Here is a 19,386-nt window from a genome sequence, read left to right as displayed (position 1 = left end):
CCGTCCCGGCCGCCACTGCTGCGCTGGGTGCTGGCCGAACTCGGCGGCGACCGGTGGGCGCTGATCCTGACGAATCACCATCTCATCCTCGACGGCTGGTCCTACCCCCTGCTGATCACCGACCTGTTCACGCACTACGCCGCGGGCGGCGCGGGCGCCGCGCCCGGTTCGTATCGAGACTTCCTGGCGTGGTTGACGACTCGTGATCACGACGCGGCCGCTACGGCCTGGAGCCGGGCCCTCGACGGTGCCGAACCGACGCTGATCGCGGGTCCGGCTGTAACCGGCGCGGGCGCGGTGGCCGAGGAATGGCTCACCGTCGACGACACCGCGGCGCGGGAGCTGACCGCGGTCGCGGCCGCCGCCGGAGTCACCGTGCACACGGTGCTGCAATCCGCCTGGGCGCTGCTGGTGGCCCGGCTCAGCGGTCGCACCGATGTGGTGTTCGGTACGGCGGTATCGGGCCGCCCCGGCGAATTGCCCGGCGCGGACAGCACTGTCGGCCTGTTCGTGAACACGATCGCGACCCGCATCCGGCTGGATCCGGCCGAGACCGCCGCCCAGCTCTGGACGCGCATCCACGGCGAACAGGCGGCGCTGCTCGATCACCAGCACGTCGGGTTGTCCGATATCCACGAGCTCACCGGGCACGACAGCCTGTTCGACACCGTCATGGTGCTCGAGTCGTATCCCGTTGACGCGGACCATATCCGCACGCTCACCGACAGCCGCGACCTCGAACTCGCCGGGGTCACCGCGACCGACTCCACGCACTACCCGCTCACCTGCAGCGTCACCGTGCAGGGCGGGATGCGGATCCGGCTGCAGTACCGGCCCGACGCCCTCGACGCCGCCACCGTCGCACGGCTGGCCGTACGCCTGGAACGGATACTGCGTTCCGTCACAGTCGATCCGGGCCGCCCGGTGCGGGCGATCGAGCCGCTGTCGGAGACCGAGCGGCGACTGCTGCGCTGGGGGCACGGCCGCGCCGCCGATCTCGCGGCCGCCGCGACGACGCCCATGACGACCCTGCCCGAGGTGCTGGCGTCGGCCGTGGCGGTCGACCCCGACGGCGAAGCGGTGGCCGACGGTGACCGGTGGCTCTCCTACCGCGACCTCGACGAGCGTTCGAACCGGCTGGCGCGCTTCCTGATCGGCGCGGGCCTCGGCCCGGACTCCCCGGTCGCGATCGGCGTACCGCGGTCGCTGGAATGGGTGCTCGCGGTGTGGGCGATCGCCAAGACCGGCGCGGGCTTTCTCTCCCTGGACCCGGCGCACCCGCTCGAGCGCAATCGCTTCATGTGCTCCGATTCCACAGTGCGCGTGGGCATTACCCTCGCCCGGCACGCCGGAGCACTGCCGCAGGACGGTGTCACCTGGCTGGTGCTGGACGATCCCGCCACGGCGGCTGGAATCGAGGCCGGCGCAGCCACGCCGATCGGCGACGCGGAGCGCCACGCCCCGCTGCGCCCGGACAGCACCGCCTACGTCGTCTACACCTCGGGTTCCACCGGCCGGCCGAAGGGCGTGGAGGTCACGCACACCGGCCTGGCGGGCGTCTGCGGCGGGCAGCGGCACCGCCTGGGCGTCCACCCCGCCGCCCGGGTGCTCGGCGTGGCCGCTCGCACCTTCGACGCGGCGATCTTCGAACTGCTGCTGGCGGTTTCGGGCGCGGGCACCCTGGTGATCGCGCCCCCGGATGTCTTCGGCGGCCCGGCACTGGCCGAGCTGATCCGCACCCGGCGCATCAGCCACGCCGTGCTCACCCCGTCCGTGGCGGGCACGCTGGACCCCGTCGGCCTCGACGATCTCGAGGTGCTGACCGTCGCCGGTGAGGCGTGCCCGTCCGCCCTGATCTCCCGGTGGTCGCGCACCGATGCCGCCGCCCGGCGGCGCGTGCACAACCTGTACGGCCCGGCCGAGGCGACCATCTGGGTGACCGGGAGCGCGGAACTGCGCCCCGGCGACCCGGTGACCCTGGGGTCGGTGCTCGGCGGCATGTCGGCGCTGGTGCTGGACACATGGCTGCGTCCGGTGCCCGACGGCGTCACCGGTGAGCTGTATTTGTCCGGACCCGGTGTGGCACAGGGCTATCGGGGCCGGGCGGGACTGACCGCCGCACGGTTCGTCGCGAATCCCTTCGGGACGGCGGGGGACCGGTTGTACCGCACGGGCGATCTGGTGCGCTGGAACGTGGACGAATTCGATTCGGACGCCGGGGTTCTGGTCTTCGCGGGCCGCTCCGACCACCAGGTGAAGGTGCGCGGGCAGCGCATCGAACTCGGCGAGATCGAGTCGGCCCTGTGCGCCCTGCCCGGGGTCGAGCGGGCGGTGGTCCTTGTGCACGCGCCGGATACCGAAACCGATGCGCGGCTGGTGGCCTATGTCGCTGCCGGGACGGGCGGCGAGCTGAATCCGGCCGAGGTGCGGCGTGCGGTGGGGCAGCGCCTGCCCGGATACCTGGTGCCCGATGTCGTCATGGTGCTGGACGAACTGCCGCTGACGATGAACGGCAAGCTGAACAAGGCGGCCCTGCCGGAACCGGCGACCGCGCGGTCCAGCTACCGGGCACCGTCCACGCCGATGGAGGCGATGGTCGCGGACGTGTTCGCCGAGATACTGGGCCTCGACGGCGTCGGCGCGGACGACGGCTTCTTCGCCTCGGGCGGAAACTCGTTGTCCGCCACCCGGTTCGCGGCCCGCCTGGCCGAACGGCTGGACAGGGCGGTGAGCGTCCGGGACGTGTTCGAGGCGGCGACGGTGACGGAGCTGGCCGCACTGCTGAGCGCGCGTGCCTCGGATGCGGCGGCGGTCGGACCGCGCCTGCGCCCGCGGGTGCGACCGGAGCGGGTGCCGCTGTCGTTCGCGCAGCAGCGCATGTGGTTCGTGAACCGCTTCGCCCCCGAGACCGCGGCCTACAGCCTTCCGCTGGCGCTGGCGCTGTCCGGTGACCTGGACGTCCCGGCGCTGTCGGACGCGCTGTGGGATGTGCTGGCCCGGCACGAGGTGCTGCGGACCCGGTATCCGGATGCGGAGGGCGTGCCGTACCAGTCGGTGGTCCCGGTGGCGGAGCTGACCGCGGCCGTCGATGTGGATCTGTCGCCCCGGCACGTCGAGCCGGGTCGTGGCATCGCAGCCGTATCCGCAGTGATGTCCCCGGGATTCGATGTGGCCGAACAGGTTCCGCTGCGCGCACGACTGCTGCGGGTGGACCGGGACGCACACATCCTGGTGATGGCGGTGCACCACATCGCCGCCGACGGCTTCTCCATGGCCCCGCTCGCACGTGATCTGGCCACCGCCTACGCGGCCAGGTGCGCCGGGCGGCACCCGGATTGGACGCCGTTGCCGGTCCAGTACGCGGACTACACGCTGTGGCAGCGGGAACTGCTGGGCTCCGCGAACGATCCGGAATCGGTGCTGGCACAGCAGCTCCGGTACTGGAGCGGGCAATTGCGGGAGCTGCCCGAGGCCCTGGAGCTGCCGACCGATCGCCCGCGCCCCGCCGTCGCGTCGCACCGGGGCGCGACCCACCGATTCGCCGTGGACGCGGAGACCGCCGCCGCACTGCACGCCCTCGCCCAGGAGCGCGGCGCGACGGTGTTCATGGTGTTCCACGCGGCGCTGACGGTGGTGCTCGCCCGGCTGTCCGGCAGCACCGATATCACCGTGGGCACACCGGTTTCGGGGCGTGGCTCGGAGCTGCTCGACGATGTGGTCGGCATGTTCGTCAACACGGTGGTGCTGCGCACCGGCGTCGAGGAGTCGGCGACCTTCGCCGACCTGCTGACCCGGGTCCGCGCCGTGGATCTGGACGCCTTCGCGCACGGTGAGGTGCCGTTCGAACAGGTCGTGGAGACGCTGGACCCGCCGCGCAGTCAGGCGCACCATCCGCTGTTCCAGGTGATGCTGGCCTTCCACGATCTCGATCCGGCCGATATCCGGCTGTCCGGCGTGGACGTGACCCCGTACCCCGTCGAGCTCGGCGTCGAACGCTTCGACCTGTCGCTGACCCTGTCCGGCAAACCCGCCGCCGACGGCACGATGCCGGTCGACATCGGCTATGCCACCGACCTTTTCGACCCCGCCACGATCACCGCCCTCGCGGCCCGCCTGCGTCGGGTACTGCGCACGGTGACCGCCGACCCCACTGTCCGGGTGCGCGACATCAACCTGCTGGCACCGGACGAACGCCGGTCGCTGCTCCAGAATCTCCAGCGCGCGGACGCTGTCGAACCCGCCACCCTGCCGATGCTGCTGGCTGCCGCCGTGGCCGCCAACCCGGACGGTGTCGCGGTGCTGGACGGTGACCGCCGGATCTCCTATCGCGAACTCGACGAACACTCGAACCGGCTGGCGCGCTTGCTGATCCATCGTGGCGTCGGACCGGAATCGGTGATCGCCCTCGCACTGCCGAGGTCGGCGGGCTGGGTGTCGGCGGTATGGGCCGTCACCAAGGCGGGCGGCGGATTCCTGTCCCTGGATCCGGCCTACCCGATCGAGCGGAGCCGGTTCCTGTGCGCCGATTCCGATGCACTGCTGGGCATCACGACCACCCGGCACGCCGCGAACCTGCCGGACACGGTCACCTGGGCGATCACCGACGACCCGGCGATGGCCGACGAGATCCAGCGGTTCTCGTCGTCGCCGGTGACCGACGCGGATCGACACGGCACGCTGCGGCCGGGCAATACCGCCTATGTCGTCTACACCTCGGGTTCGACCGGCCGTCCGAAGGGTGTGGCGGTCGCACACGCCGGGCTGGCCGCGGTCGCCGCCGCACAGCGAGACCGGTACGCCCTCGACGCCTCCGCGCGGGTATTGGGCGTCTCCGCACGTACTTTCGACGCGTCCGTACTCGAACTGCTGCTCGCCGTGCCGGTCGGCGCGACCCTGGCACTCGCCCCCGAGGAGGTGTACGGCGGACGGCCGCTGGCCGAGTTCGTGCGCGATCTCGGGATCACGCACGCCTTCCTCACCCCGTCGGTGGTGGCCTCGATGGAGCCCGAGGGCCTCGACGCGCTGCGCGTCCTGACGGTCGGCGGTGAGGGCTATTCGCCGCGGGTGGTGGCACGGTGGTCGCGGACCGATACCGCCTGCGCCCGTCGATTCTTCAACACCTACGGGCCGACCGAGACCACCGTCATGATGACGATCAGCCGCGAGCTGACCGGAGCCGATCAGCTCGACATGGGTTCGGGCATAGCCGGTATGGGCGTCGTCGTGCTGGACGCGTCCCTGCGCCCGGTGCCGCTCGGCGTGGTGGGCGAGCTGTACATCGTGGGATCCGGTGTGGCGCGCGGATATCGGGGCCGACCGGCGCTGACCGCCGCGCGATTCGTGGCGAACCCCTACGGAACGGGGGAGCGGCTCTACCGCACCGGTGACCTGGTGCGCTGGGTCGCGGACGAATCCGGCACGGACGCACAGGTTCTGGTGTTCGCGGGCCGCTCCGACTTCCAGGTGAAGGTGCGCGGGCAACGACTCGAACCGGGTGAGGTCGAGGCGGCGCTGTGTGCGCTGCCGGGTATCGATCAGGCCGTCGTCGTCGTGCGCCCGGCCGGCGACAATGCCGCTGCCGGTGTGCGTTTGGTGGGCTATGTGGTCACCCGTGCCGGTGACGCCGTCGACCCCGGCGCGATCCGTGCCACGCTCGGCGAACGCCTGCCCGGGTACATGGTGCCCGATGTGGTGATGGTGCTCGATGACCTGCCGTTGACGAGCAGCGGCAAGGTGGATCGGCGGGCGCTGCCGGAGCCGGAATTCGCTGCACGGGAGTTCCGTGCGCCGTCCTCGCCGGTGGAACAGCTGGTGGCCGAGGTGTTCGCCGAGGTGCTGGGCGTGGAACGGGTCGGCGCGGACGATGATTTCTTCGCCCTCGGCGGTGATTCCATCGTGTCGATCCAGGTCGTGTCCAAGGCGCGGGCGCGCGGTGTGGTGTTCGGTCCGCGCGATGTCTTCGAACAGCGCACCGCCGCGCGACTCGCACGCTGTGCCGGGTCGGCCGCTACCGAGCGGGCCGAGACAGTGGCCGAGCTGCCCGGCGGCGGGGTGGGCGCCGTGCCGCTGCTGCCGGTGGCCCTGTGGATGACGGAGTGGGGCAACGGCTTCCAGCGTTTCGAACAGCACGTGGTGCTGCGGATGCCCGCGGGCCTCGACCGGGCACAGCTGCTCGAAGCGATAGGCGCGGTGCTGGATCGGCACGACCTGCTGCGTTCCCGGTTGCGGCGCAACGAGTCCGGCGACTGGGAGCTCGAGGTGGCCGCGCCCGGCGGTGTCGATCCGGAATCGGTGCTGCACCGGCGCACGCTGCCGGCCGAGCTCGAGCCCGATACCGACACCGGCCGCCGGCAGGTGGCCGACTTCGCCGCCGCAGAGCTGGATTCGGCGGTGGCACAGCTGAATCCGGTCGGCGCGGCCATGGTGCGCTTCGTCTGGCTGGACTCGGGCCACGAGGCCGGATGGCTGCTGGTGGCCGCCCATCACCTGGTCGTCGACGGCGTCTCCTGGCGGGTGCTGGTGCCGGACCTGCTGTCGGCGGTCGAGCAGGCCCGGGCGGGGGCGGCACCGGCGCTGGAACCCGTGGGAACCTCCATGCGCCGCTGGGCGCACGGACTGCGGACGGCGGCCGCCGAACCCGCGCGAGTGGCGGAACTGGGGCTGTGGCGGTCCATGATCTCCGGTCCGGACCCGGTCTGGGGCGGCCGGGAACTGAATCCCGACATCGACACCGCCGAAACGCTCGAGCAGGTGAGTGTGGAGCTGCCGGAGCCGGTGACACGATCACTGCTCACCACCGTCCCGGCGGTGTTCCACGGTGGCGTCAACGACGGGCTGCTCGCCGCTGTGGCGGTGGCCGTGCGGATCTGGCGTGCTCGCCGGGGTATCGACGAGTCGTCGGTACTGGTGCGGCTGGAGGGCCACGGCCGCGAGGAACAGGTGCTGGCGGGCGCGGACCTGTCGCGGACGGTCGGCTGGTTCACCACCATGTTCCCGGTGCGGTTCGACCTGTCCGGCATCGATCCGCACGCCGTAGCCGCCGGTGGGGACGCCGTCGCCGCGGCGGTGCTGTCGGTGAAGGAGACGCTGCGGTCGATTCCGGACAAGGGCATCGGCTACGGCCTGCTGCGCTACCTGAACGAGGAGACGGCGAGCCTGCTGCCCGATCACCTGCCGGGCCACGTCGGATTCAACTACCTGGGCCGGGTCGCCGCCGCCGATCTCGAAACCGCCGATCCACACGGCGGATTGGGCGAGCTCACCGTGGCGCCGGATCCCGCCATGCCGGTGACGGTCGCCGTCGACATCTCCGCGGTCGTACTCGACGATCGGATGCGGGCCACCTTCCGGTTCCCGCGCACCCTGCTCGATCCCGCCGAAGTCGAAGAACTGGCGCGGATCTGGTCGCAGGTCTCGGCGGCGGTCGCGGCTCACGCCGAAACCCCCGGCGCGGGCGGACATTCGCCGTCGGATTTCGACCTGATCCCGGTGACCCGGTCCGACCTGACGACGCTGGAACACGCCTATCCGTCGCTGTCGGACGTGTGGCCGGTGACCCCGCTGCAGGCGGGCCTGCTGTTCCACGCCCACCTGGCCGACGCCGACGCCGAGACGGATGCCTATGTCGCACAACTGATTCTGCGGCTTTCCGGCGATCTCGACCTCGACCGGCTGCGGGCGGCGGCCACACGTCTGCTGGCCCGGCACACGGGCCTGCGGACCGCGTTCACCACCACCGGAACCGGCCGGAACGTGGCGGTGCTCTGTGAGGATGTCGAGATGCCCTGGCGGGTGGTCGACCTCACCGGTGACCACGATCCCGAGACGGCGCTGACCGAACTGGCCGGGCGCGAGCAGGCGAAGCCCTTCGATCTCGCCGTACCGCCGCTGCTGCGGTGCACCGTGGCGGCCCTGGAGCCCGGCCGATGGGCGCTGATCCTCACCAACCATCATGTCATCCTCGACGGCTGGTCCTACCCGCTGCTGATCACCGACCTGTTCGCCGAATACGCGGGCACCCCGGCCACACAGACGCCCGGCTCGTATCGGGATTACCTGGCATGGTTGGCATCTCGTGACCACGAGGCCGCACACGCCGCCTGGGCGACAGCGCTCGACGGCGTCGAACCCACCCTCGTGGCGGGCGCAGCCGGCTCCGACAGCGCGGCGGGCACCGTCGCGGATCTGTCGATCGCGCTCGACGCCGCCGACACCCGGGCACTCGTCGCGGCGGCTGCCGCGACCGGCGTCACCATGAACACGGTGCTGCAATCCGCGTGGGCGCTGCTGATCGCAGGGTGCACCGGGCGCACCGATGTGGTGTTCGGCGCGACCGTCTCCGGGCGTCCCGGCGAACTGCCCGCCGCCGCGCACACCATCGGCCTGTTCATCAATACCGTCGCGACCCGGGTCCGGCTCGACCCCACGGAAACCGTTGGCGGCCTGTGGACCCGGCTGCACGACGAGCAGGCGGCACTGCTCGAGCATCAGCACGCCGGGCTGCGGGAGATCCACACGCTCACCGGCTACGACCGGCTCTTCGACACCCTGATGGTGCTCGAGTCCTACCCCGTCGACATGGACGACATCCGGCACACCGTGGGACACGGCGACCTGACCGTCACCGGCATCACCGCCGCCGACGCCACGCACTACCCGCTGTCCTGCACCGCTGTCCTGCGCGACGAGCTGCGCATCCGATTGCAGTACCGCCCAGACCTTTTCGAGGCCGCTGCCATCGCGGAGCTCGGCGAACGACTGGGGTGGACACTGCGGGCACTCGCCCGCGACGGCGCTGTCCCGGTGCGCGACCTGGAGACGATGCCGGCGACCGAGCGGAACCGGCTCGTCCACGAATGGGGACGCTACGGTGCGGCCGCGGCGGATCTTGCTGCGGCGGACGATCATTCACCCGCGGCGGCCACCACGACACTGCCCGCCCTGCTGGCGGCGGCGGTGGCCGCCGCGCCGGACGGGGACGCCGTGGTCGACGGCGACCGGCGCATCTCCTACCGTGAACTCGACGAGCATTCGAATCGGCTGGCCCGCCTGCTGATCGAACGGGGGGTGGGACCGCGAACCGTGGTCGCGCTCGCCGTTCCGCGTTCGCTGGAATGGCTGCTCGGCGTGTGGGCGGTGGCCAAGACGGGCGCGGCCTTCCTGTCGGTGGATCCGGCCCATCCGGCGGAACGAAATCAGTTCGTGTGCACCGATTCCGGGGTTCGCTGCGTCCTGGCCCGCGCCGACGCCGCACTCGACCTGCCCGGGACGGATGTGGTCCACCTCGACCACCTCGACCTGTCGTGGTTCTCCGCTGCGCCCGTGACCGATGCCGATCGCCGGGGGACGCTGCGCGCGGGCCACACGGCGTACGTGGTCTACACCTCCGGTTCCACCGGCCGTCCCAAGGGCGTGGACGTCACCCACGCCGGACTGGCCGCCCTCGTGGCCGACCATCGGCGACGGTGTGCGGTGGGCCCGGACTCCCGGGTGCTCGCCGTGGCGGCCCGGACCTTCGACGCCGCGATTCTCGAACTCCTGCTGGCCGTGCCCGCGGGCGCGGCGATGATCATCGCGCCCGCCGACGTGTACGGCGGGCAGCCCCTGCGGGATCTGCTGCGCGGCAACGACATCACCCATGCCTTCCTGACCCCGGCGGTGGCCCGGTCGATCGACCCCGCCGGCCTGGACACGCTGCAGGTGGTGCTGACCGGCGGCGACCGCTGCGAGCCGCAGCTGGCCCGGCAGTGGTCGGGCACCGATACCGCCGGAACCCGTCGCGTCCACAACCTCTACGGTCCGGCCGAGGCCACCATCTGGACGACCGGCACCGCCCTGCTGCCGGACGGACAGGTCAGCATCGGCGGCCCGATCGCGGGCACGAGCGCGCTGGTGCTGGACCCGTGGCTGCGGCCGGTGCCCGAAGGCGTGGCCGGTGAGCTGTACGTGTCGGGTCCCGGTGTGGCACGCGGTTATCGGCATCGGCCGGGACTGACCGCGACCCGGTTCATCGCCGATCCCTTCGGCGCGTCCGGTGCCCGGCTGTACCGCACCGGCGACCTGGTGCGCTGGATCCGCGTCGAATCCGGCGCCGGGACAGCGACTCTGGAGTTCGTGGGCCGCGCCGACTTCCAGGTGAAGGTGCGCGGTCAGCGTCTGGAACCGGGCGAGGTGGAAACCGCGCTGACCGCCGTGCCGGGCGTGGCGCAGGCCGTGGTCGTCGCCCACGCCGAGAATCCCGAGAACGGCCGTGCCGGTGTGTATCTGGTGGGCTATCTGGTGGCGGAACCCGGTTTCGTCCTGGACGCGGAGGAGGTCAGGACGGCCGTCGCCGCGTACGTTCCGGGCTACATGGTGCCCGACGTGGTCATGGTGCTCGACGCGCTGCCATTGACCACCAGCGGCAAACTCGATCGCCGGGCACTGCCCGAACCCGGGTTCGCGCCCCAGGAGTTCCGGGCCCCGGCCACGGCGGTGGAGGAGGTCGTGGCGACCGTCTTCGCCGAGGTGCTCGGGGTGGATCGCGTCGGCGTGGACGACGACTTCTTCGCGCTCGGCGGTGATTCGATCGTGTCCATCCAGGTCGTCTCGCGGGCGCGGGCGGCCGGAGTGCTGTTCGGTCCGCGCGATGTCTTCGAACAGCGCACGGCCGCACGACTGGCGGCCTGCGCGCGGGTCGCCGAACCGGGGGAGACCGGCCCCGGACTGGCCGAACTGCCCGGTGGCGGGCTGGGCGAGATGCCGCTGCTGCCGGTGGCGCGCTGGATGGTGGACTGGGGCAACGGTTTCGACCGATTCGACCAGCACGTGGTGCTGCGCCTGCCCGACGGCGTCGGCGAGGCCGCGATGACGGCGGCCCTGGGCGCGGTGCTGGCCCGCCACGACATGCTGCGTTCCCGCCTGTGGCGCACCGGATTCGGTGACTGGTCGCTGAAGGTCGCCCCGGCGGACGACTCGGATGCCCCGGCGCTGCTGCGCCGCATCGTCCTCGCCCCCGATATCGATGTCGAGAGTGTGACCGGCCGGGCGCTGGTCACCAACACGGTGTCGGCCGAACTGAATTCGGCGCTGGATCGGCTGGACCCGGCCGGCGGAGTCATGGTTCAGGTCGTCTGGTTCGATCCGGCCTCCGAGGCACCGGGCTGGCTCGCGGTCGTCGCGCACCATCTGGTGATCGACGGGGTGTCGTGGCGGGTGCTGGTGCCGGACCTGATGTCCGCACTGGACCAGGCGCGTTCCGGCGTCCCGGTACTGGAGCCCGTGGGCACGTCCATGCGGCGCTGGGCGCACGGATTGGTCTGCGCCGCAGCCGAACCCGTGCGGGTCGCGGAACTGGCACTGTGGCGGTCGATGACGGCGGGCGTCGATCCGGTGTGGGGCGGTCGCGAACTCGATCCCGGTATCGATACGGCCGCCACGCTCGATCAGGTCGAGGTGACGCTGCCCGAGGCGGTAACGCGGTCACTGCTGTCCCGGGTGCCGACGGTGTTCCACGGCGGCGTCGAGGACGGACTGCTGGCGGGTCTGGTGGCGGCCGTGCGGATCTGGCGGACGCGCCGGGGTGTCGACGAGCCGTCGGTACTGGTGCGGCTGGAGGGCCACGGTCGCGAGGAGCGCGCGGTGCCGGGTGCGGACCTGTCGCGGACGGTGGGCTGGTTCACCACCATGTTCCCGGTGCGGTTCGATACGGCCGCAGTGGATCTCGACGAGCTCGCCGCCGGTGGACCCGCCGTCGCGACCGCCGTGCTGGCGGTGAAGGAGACGCTGCGGTCGATTCCGGACAAGGGCATCGGCTACGGCCTGCTGCGCTACCTGAACGAGGACACGGCGGGCGCGCTGCCCGACCGGATGCCTGGCCGTATCGGGTTCAACTACCTCGGCCGCGTCACGACCGCCGACATCAGTTCGGGCGGACTGGACGGCGGGCTGGGCGATCTCGAACTCGCACCGGATGCGCAGACGGCGGTCACGCTCGCCATGGATGTGAGCGCGATCGTGCTCGAGGACCGGCTGCGCACCACCTTCCGCTTCCCGCGCACGCTCCTCGACAGCGCGGAGGTCGACGAGCTGGCGCGACTGTGGGTCGAGACACTCACCGCGATCGCGGCGCACGCCGACTCACCGGACGCGGGCGCGCATTCGCCCTCGGACTTCGGCTTGGTCGCGGTGACTCCCGGCGACGTCGCCGCCCTCGAACGCGCCTATCCCGCACTGTCCGACATCTGGCCGGTGACCCCGCTGCAGGCGGGGCTGGCCTTCCACGCCCAGCTGAGCGCCGCCGCCGGTACCGACGTGGATGTGTATGCGGCACAGGTGATTCTGCGTCTCGCCGGTGCGCTGGATCCGCAGCGCCTGTTCGCGGCGGCGTCGGCGGTCCTGCACAGGCACCCCTCGCTGCGGACCGCGTTCACCACGATCAGCGGCGGCACGACCGTCGCCGTGGTGTGCGACGACCTCGAATTGCCCTGGTGCACGGTCGACCTGACCGGCCACCCGGATGCCGAGACGGCGCTGACCGAACTGGCCGCCGCCGACAAGGCCCGCCGGTTCGACCTGGCGACCGCGCCGCTGCTGCGATTCACGGTGGCGCGCATGGCGAACGACCGGTGGGCGGTGATCCTGACCGACCACCACGTCATCCTGGACGGCTGGTCCTGGCCGCTGCTGATGACCGACCTGTTCGGCCACTACGCCGACGGCGGCGTCACCGCCGCCCCGACCGGTTCGTACCGAGATTTCCTGGTATGGCGGGAATCTCGTGACCGCGAGGCCGCGCGCACGGCGTGGTCCACGGCGCTGGCGGACGTGGAGCCCACGCTCATCGCCGACGGTCTCGGCGCCGGAGCGGTGGTCGACCACGCGATCACCCTCGATGCCGCCGAGACGCGGGAACTGCTGGCGGCCGCGGCCGCCGCCGGCGTCACGGTGAACACCGTCCTGCAATCGGCGTGGGCCATGCTGGTGGCGCAGGTGACCGGCCGGACCGATATCGTCTTCGGCACCACCGTCTCCGGTCGCCCCGCCGAACTGCCCGCCGCCGACCGCACCATCGGCCTGTTCATCAACACCATTCCGACCCGGGTCCGCCTGACACCCACCGAGACCCTCGGCGACCTGTGGGCGCGCATCCACGACGAGCAGGCCGCGCTGCTGGATCACCATCACCTCGGCCTCGCCGAGATCCAGGCGCTCACCGGCAACGACACCCTGTTCGACACGACCCTGGTATTCGAGTCGTATCCCGTGGACGTGCACGGTATCCGGCAGCTCACGAGTGACGGCAGCCTGGAGCTCACCGACGTGGCGGGCGCGGATTCCACGCACTATCCGCTGTCCTGCACCGTGATTCTGCAGGACACGCTGCGAATCCGGTTGCAGTACCGGCCGGAGGTGCTCGCCGCCTCGACCGTGACAACGCTGGGGCGGCGACTGCTCGAGCTGCTCGGCGCGGTGTCGCGGGAACCGGGCCTGCGGGTTCGCGACATCGGCCTGCTGTCGGGGACGGAACGCGCACGGCTACTTCGCGACTGGGGGCACCGACCGGAGATCCACTCGGCCGCGTGGACATTCGCGGCCGGTGCGCCCCTGCCGGTGCTGCTGGAGTCGGCGGCGGCCGCGCATCCGGAGGCCCTCGCGCTGATCGAGGGATCCCGCCGGATCACCTACCGGGAGCTCGACGAACGGTCGAATCGCCTGGCGCGCTTCCTGATCGACCAGGGCGCGGGGCCGGAATCGGTGGTGGCGATCGGTGCTTCGCGCTCCGCGGAATGGGTGCTCGCGGTGTGGGCGGTCGCCAAATCGGGTGCGGCCTTCCTGACCGTCGATCCGTCCCACCCCGTGGACCGCAATGCCTTCGTCTGCGCCGATTCCGGTGTGCGCGTGGGTATCACGGTGAACCGTTACGCTGACCGGCTGCCCGTGCCGGACCTGACCTGGCTCGTCGTCGACGCCCCCGAGGTCGAGGCGGGCATCCGGCGGTACTCCTGCGCCCCGGTGCTCCCCGCCGACCGGCGCGGCGTCCTGCGGACCGCGGACACCGCCTACGTCATCTACACCTCGGGGTCGACCGGACGCCCCAAGGGCGTGGAGGTGACCCACGCCGGACTGTCGGCCCTCGCCGCCGCACACCACGCCGGCTACGACATCGACTCCGAATCGCGGGTATTGGGTGTCGGCGCACGGACTTTCGACGTGGCCATGCTGGAACTCCTGCTGGCGGTGTCGGCGGGAGCGGTGCTGGTGCTCGCGCCCGACGACGTGTACGGCGGTCGCGCACTGGCCGAGCTCATGCGCGATCAGCGCGTCACCCACGCCTGGATGACACCGGCGGTCGCCTCCTCGCTGGACCCGGCCGGTCTCGACGAACTCCGGGTGGTCTGGGTCGGCGGTGAGCATTTCGCACCGCAGCTGGTGACGCGCTGGTCGCGCACCGATGCGGCGGGCAGGCGCAAGTTCTTCAATTCCTACGGTCCGACCGAGACCACCGTCATCACCGCGGTCAGCCCGGAACTGCGCGCCGGGGATCCGATCAGCATGGGTGCGGGCATCGCGGGTCTGCGTCTGGCGGTGCTGGATTCGTGGCTGCGACCGGTGCCCGCGGGAGTGGTGGGCGAGCTGTACGTGGCGGGATCCGGTGTGGCGCGCGGCTATCGGAGCCGCCCCGGACTGACCGCCGCACGATTCGTCGCCGATCCCTTCGGCGAGCCCGGACAGCGCCTGTACCGCACCGGCGACCTGGTGCGGTGGGTCGAAACCGAAGGCGCTGCACCCGGTTCGGTCACCGGGGTGCTGATGTACATGGGCCGCACCGACTTCCAGGTGAAGGTGCGCGGGCAGCGACTCGAGCTCGGTGAGGTCGAGGCCGCCCTGTGCGAGCTGGACGGCATCGCTCAGGCCGTGGCCGTGGTCCATACGCCCGAAGGCGCCGATGCCGCGGGCGCGCGGCTGGTGGCCTATGTCGCCGCCCCGGAGGACATCGTGGACCCGGACGCGGTGCGCCGGGCGGTCGGCGAGCGTTTGCCGAGGTACATGGTGCCCGATGTGGTGACGGTGCTGGCCGAACTGCCGTTGAACAGCAGCGGCAAGGTGGACCGGCGGGCCCTGCCGGAGCCCGTGGTCACGGCGCGGGAATTCCGCGCGCCGTCCACGCCGGTGCAGCGGGCCGTGGCATCCGCTTTCACCGAGATCCACGGCGCGGCACGGGTGGGCATGGACGACGACTTCTTCGCGCTGGGCGGGAATTCGCTGTCGGCCACCCGGCTTTCGGCACGCCTGGCCGAAACACTGGGCGTGCCGGTGGGTGTGCGGGACGTCTTCGACGCGTCGGTGGTGGGAGAGTTGGCCGCTGTGCTCGAATTGCGCACGGCGGGAGCCGCATCGGCCACCGACGTACCACGCCTGGAACGGCGGGTCCGCCCGGAGCGGGTGCCGCTGTCGTTCGCACAGCAGCGCATGTGGTTCGTGAACCGCTTCGCCCCCGACTCGGCGGCCTACTGTATTCCGCTGGTGCTGCGGCTGACCGGTGCCCTGGACGCCACCGCCCTGGCGGCGGCGCTGCGGGATGTGCTGGCACGCCACGAGGTACTGCGGACCAGGTACCCGGACGTCGACGGTGTGCCCTTCCAGCTGGTGGTGCCGGTGGAGGACATGGCCGAGGCCGCGGACACGGATCTGACGCCGGTGCCGGTCTCCGGAAGCGGTCTCGTCGACGCCGTGTCGAGTGTGGTGCTGGCGGGTTTCGATGTGGCCGAACGGATTCCGCTGCGCGCCCGGCTGCTGGCGGTGGGCCCGGATGATCATGTGCTGGTGCTGGCGGTCCATCACATCGCCGCCGACGGGTTCTCGATGGCCCCGCTGGCCCGCGACCTGGGGGCCGCCTACACGGCCCGGTGTGCCGGGGCGCCACCGAATCTGCCGCCGCTGCCGGTGCAGTACGCGGATTACACGCTGTGGCAGCGAGATGCGCTGGGTGCGCTCGGCGACTCGGAATCGATGCTCGCACAACAGATCCGGTACTGGAACGAGCGATTGCATGAGCTGCCGGAGCTGCTGGAGCTGCCGGCGGATCGCGCCCGCCCCGCCGTCGCATCGCACCGCGGAGCGCGCCACGCCTTCACCGTGGAGCCCGAGCTCGTCGCGGACCTGCGGCGGGTGGCGCACACGCACGGCGTCACGCTGTTCATGGTGTTCCACGCGGCCCTGGCGCTCGTGCTGTCGCGGTTGTCCGGCAACACGGATATCGCGGTGGGAACACCGGTTTCGGGTCGTGGGTCCGCGCGGCTCGACGACGTGGTCGGCATGTTCGTGAACACCGTGGTGCTGCGGACCACGATCGACGAATCGGCGCCGTTCGCGCAGCTGCTGTCCGAGGTCCGCGGCGTGGACCTGGATGCCTTCGCGCACGGGGAGGTGCCGTTCGAACAGGTGGTGGAGGCGCTGGATCCGCCGCGCAGTCAAGCCCATCATCCGCTGTTCCAGGTGATGCTGGCCTTCAACAACCTCGATGCCGTCGAACTCGCCCTGCCCGGCCTGACCGTGCGCACCGTCGACGCCGACACCGGGATCGAGCGCTTCGACCTGACCGTCACCTCCAGCGGAACCCCCGACGACACCGGCGCGATCCCGGTCGGCATCAGCTACGCCACCGACCTCTTCGACGCGGCCACCATCGACCTCATGGCACAGCGGCTGCGCACCGTCCTCCGCGCCGTCGCGGCCGACCCCGGAATCATGGTGCGGGACATCGACATACTGTCGACCGTCGAACGCGACCGCCTGACCGACTGGGGGCGCAACGACCGGGTCGCGGTGGCGGCCGGAACAACACTGCCGAACCTGCTGGCGGCGGCAGTGCTGGCGCAGCCCAACGGGGACGCCGTGGTGGACGGCGAGCTGCGACTGTCCTATCGAGAACTGGACCAGCGATCGAACCAGCTGGCACGGGTGCTCATCGCACACGGCGTCGGCCCGGAATCGGTGGTGGCCGTGGCGGTGCCACGATCGGCCGACTGGGTGCTCGCCGTCTGGGCGACCGCCAAGACCGGCGCGGCCTTCCTGTCCGTGGACCCCGCGCACCCGCTCGAGCGAAATCGGTTCGTCTGCACCGACTCCGGCGTCTCGGCGGGCATCACGACGGCACGCCACAGCGCCGCGCTGCCGCAGGACGGACCGGCCTGGCTGGTCCTCGACGATCCGGCCGCAGCGCAACGCATCGAGCGGCAGCCCGGCACCACGATCACCGACCGCCCCGGCGCGCGACCGGAGAACACCGCGTACGTGGTCTACACCTCGGGCTCCACCGGCAGGCCGAAGGGCGTCGAGGTCACCCACACCGGACTCGCGTCCCTGGTCGCCGATCATCTGAACCGGTGCGAAATCGATTCCAGCGCACGGGTATTGGCGGTGGCCGCGCGCACCTTCGACGCCGCGGTCCTGGAACTGCTGCTGGCGGTGGCCGCGAGCGCGACCCTGGTCATCGCTGCGGCCGATGTCTACGGCGGGCAACCGCTGACCGAACTGATGCGTGCCCGGCGCATCAGCCACGCCTTCCTCACCCCCTCGGTCGCGGCCACGCTGGACCCGGGCGCGCTGGACGAGCTCCGGTCCCTCACCACTGGCGGTGAGCAATGCTCGCCGCAGCTCGTGCACCGCTGGTCGGGCACCGACAGCGCGGCCCGCCGCCGGGTGCACAACCTGTACGGCCCCGCCGAGGCGTCGATATGGGTCGCCGCCGCGCAACTGGAATCGAACCGCCCGATCATCCTCGGCGGCCCGATTCCCGGCATGACCGTGCGCGTCCTGGACGCGTGGCTGCGCCCGGTGCCCGCCGGTGTGGTGGGCGAACTGTATGTGTCGGGTCCCGGGGTGGCCCGGGGCTATCGCGGACGCACCGGACAGACCGCCTCCCGCTTCATCGCCGACCCCTTCGGCGCGCCGGGCGAACGCCTGTACCGGACCGGCGACCTGGTGCGCTGGACCGTGGACCAATCCGGTTCGGGCGCAGCGGCTCTGGTCTTCGCGGGCCGCTCCGATCTCCAGCTGAAGATCCGCGGACAGCGCCTGGAACCGGGTGAGGTCGAAGCCGCCCTGACCGCCGTCGAAGGCGTCGAGCAGGCGGTGGTCGTCGTCCACGAGGGCTCGGCCCCCGACAGCGCCCGCGCCACCGCACGTTTGGTGGCCTATGTGGTGGCCGGGGCGGGGCGGCAACCGGATCCGGCGGCCCTCCGGCGGTCGGCGGCCGAGCGACTGCCCGCCTATCTGGTCCCCGACGCGATCGTCATCCTCGACGGGCTCCCCTTGACCAGCAGCGGCAAGATCGACCGGAAGGCGCTGCCCGCGCCGGACCTCCGACCGCGGACGTTCCGGGCACCCGCCACACCGATGGAGGAAACGATCACGGCGGTCTTCGCCGAGGTGCTCGGAGCCGAGCGGGTCGGGGCCGACGACGACTTCTTCGCCCTCGGCGGCAACTCGCTCACCGCGGTGCAGGTGGTCTCGCTGGTGCGGACACGCACGGGCAGGCAAATGGACTACGGCAGGCTCTTCTCCGACGCCACACCCGCCGCCCTGGCCCGCGCGCTGGAGTGCGACCAGGACACCCTGGGCGTCTCGCTCGGCGTGCTGACGCCGCTGCGGTCGTCGGGCACCCGCGCGCCGCTGTTCTGCGTGCATCCCGGTGGCGGTCTCGCCTGGGTGTACGGCGCACTGGCCGGGCATCTCGATCTGGACCGTCCGGTCTACGGCCTGCAGGATCCGTACATCGTCGCCGACGAGCCGCGACTGGAATCGGTTGGCGCGTATGCCGATCGGTACGTCCGCGAGATCCTCGAGCGCTTCCCGGACACCACCTACAACCTGCTCGGCTGGTCGCTCGGCGGCCAGATCGCCCACGCGGTGGCCGTGCGCCTGCAGGAACTCGGCCACACCGTCGGACTGCTGGCCCTGGTCGACGCCACCCCGGAATCCGGTGCGGCACGCGACGCCGAGCCCACCCGGCAGGACGTGGCCGAGGCCGTCGCCCGCATTCTCGGCGGCTGGCACGATGTCCTCGAACTCGACACCGTGCCGGAGATCGATCGGCTCGAGGAATTCAACGCGCTGGTCGCGGACCGCATCGCCCGCGCCGGAATGCTGGAACCCCGGCAGATCGACCGGGTCCTGGAGAGTTTCTCGCAGCCGCTCCCGTACACGCCGGGCCATTTCACGGGCGACGCCGTCCTCTTCACCGCCGCCCGTGAATCCGACCGCGACCACCTCGCCGACACCTGGCGCGCCCACATCTCCGGTCGCATCGAACAGATACCGCTCGACGATTGGCACACCGGCATGCTGAAACCCGACAATGCCGCCGTCATCGCACCCCTGCTCGAATCCCGCCTGCGCCCGTGA

Annotated in this window: 1 protein-coding gene (cut by a window edge); it reads left to right on the top strand. The window is 71.5% G+C overall.

Annotated features, from left to right (window positions below; all coding sequences use genetic code 11):
• Positions 1-19,386, top strand: the 3' portion of a protein-coding gene (locus JK358_RS18605; protein ID WP_201949007.1) for a non-ribosomal peptide synthase/polyketide synthase. 9,144 nt of this gene lie to the left of the window's left edge; 19,386 of the gene's 28,530 nt are visible here — the last part of the coding sequence; its start codon lies beyond the left edge, outside the window; its stop codon occupies positions 19,384-19,386.

This window comes from Nocardia acididurans, assembly GCF_016741815.1.
Taxonomy (GTDB): Bacteria; Actinomycetota; Actinomycetes; order Mycobacteriales; family Mycobacteriaceae; genus Nocardia; species Nocardia acididurans.
This window is presented reverse-complemented; position numbering and strand designations above follow the sequence as displayed.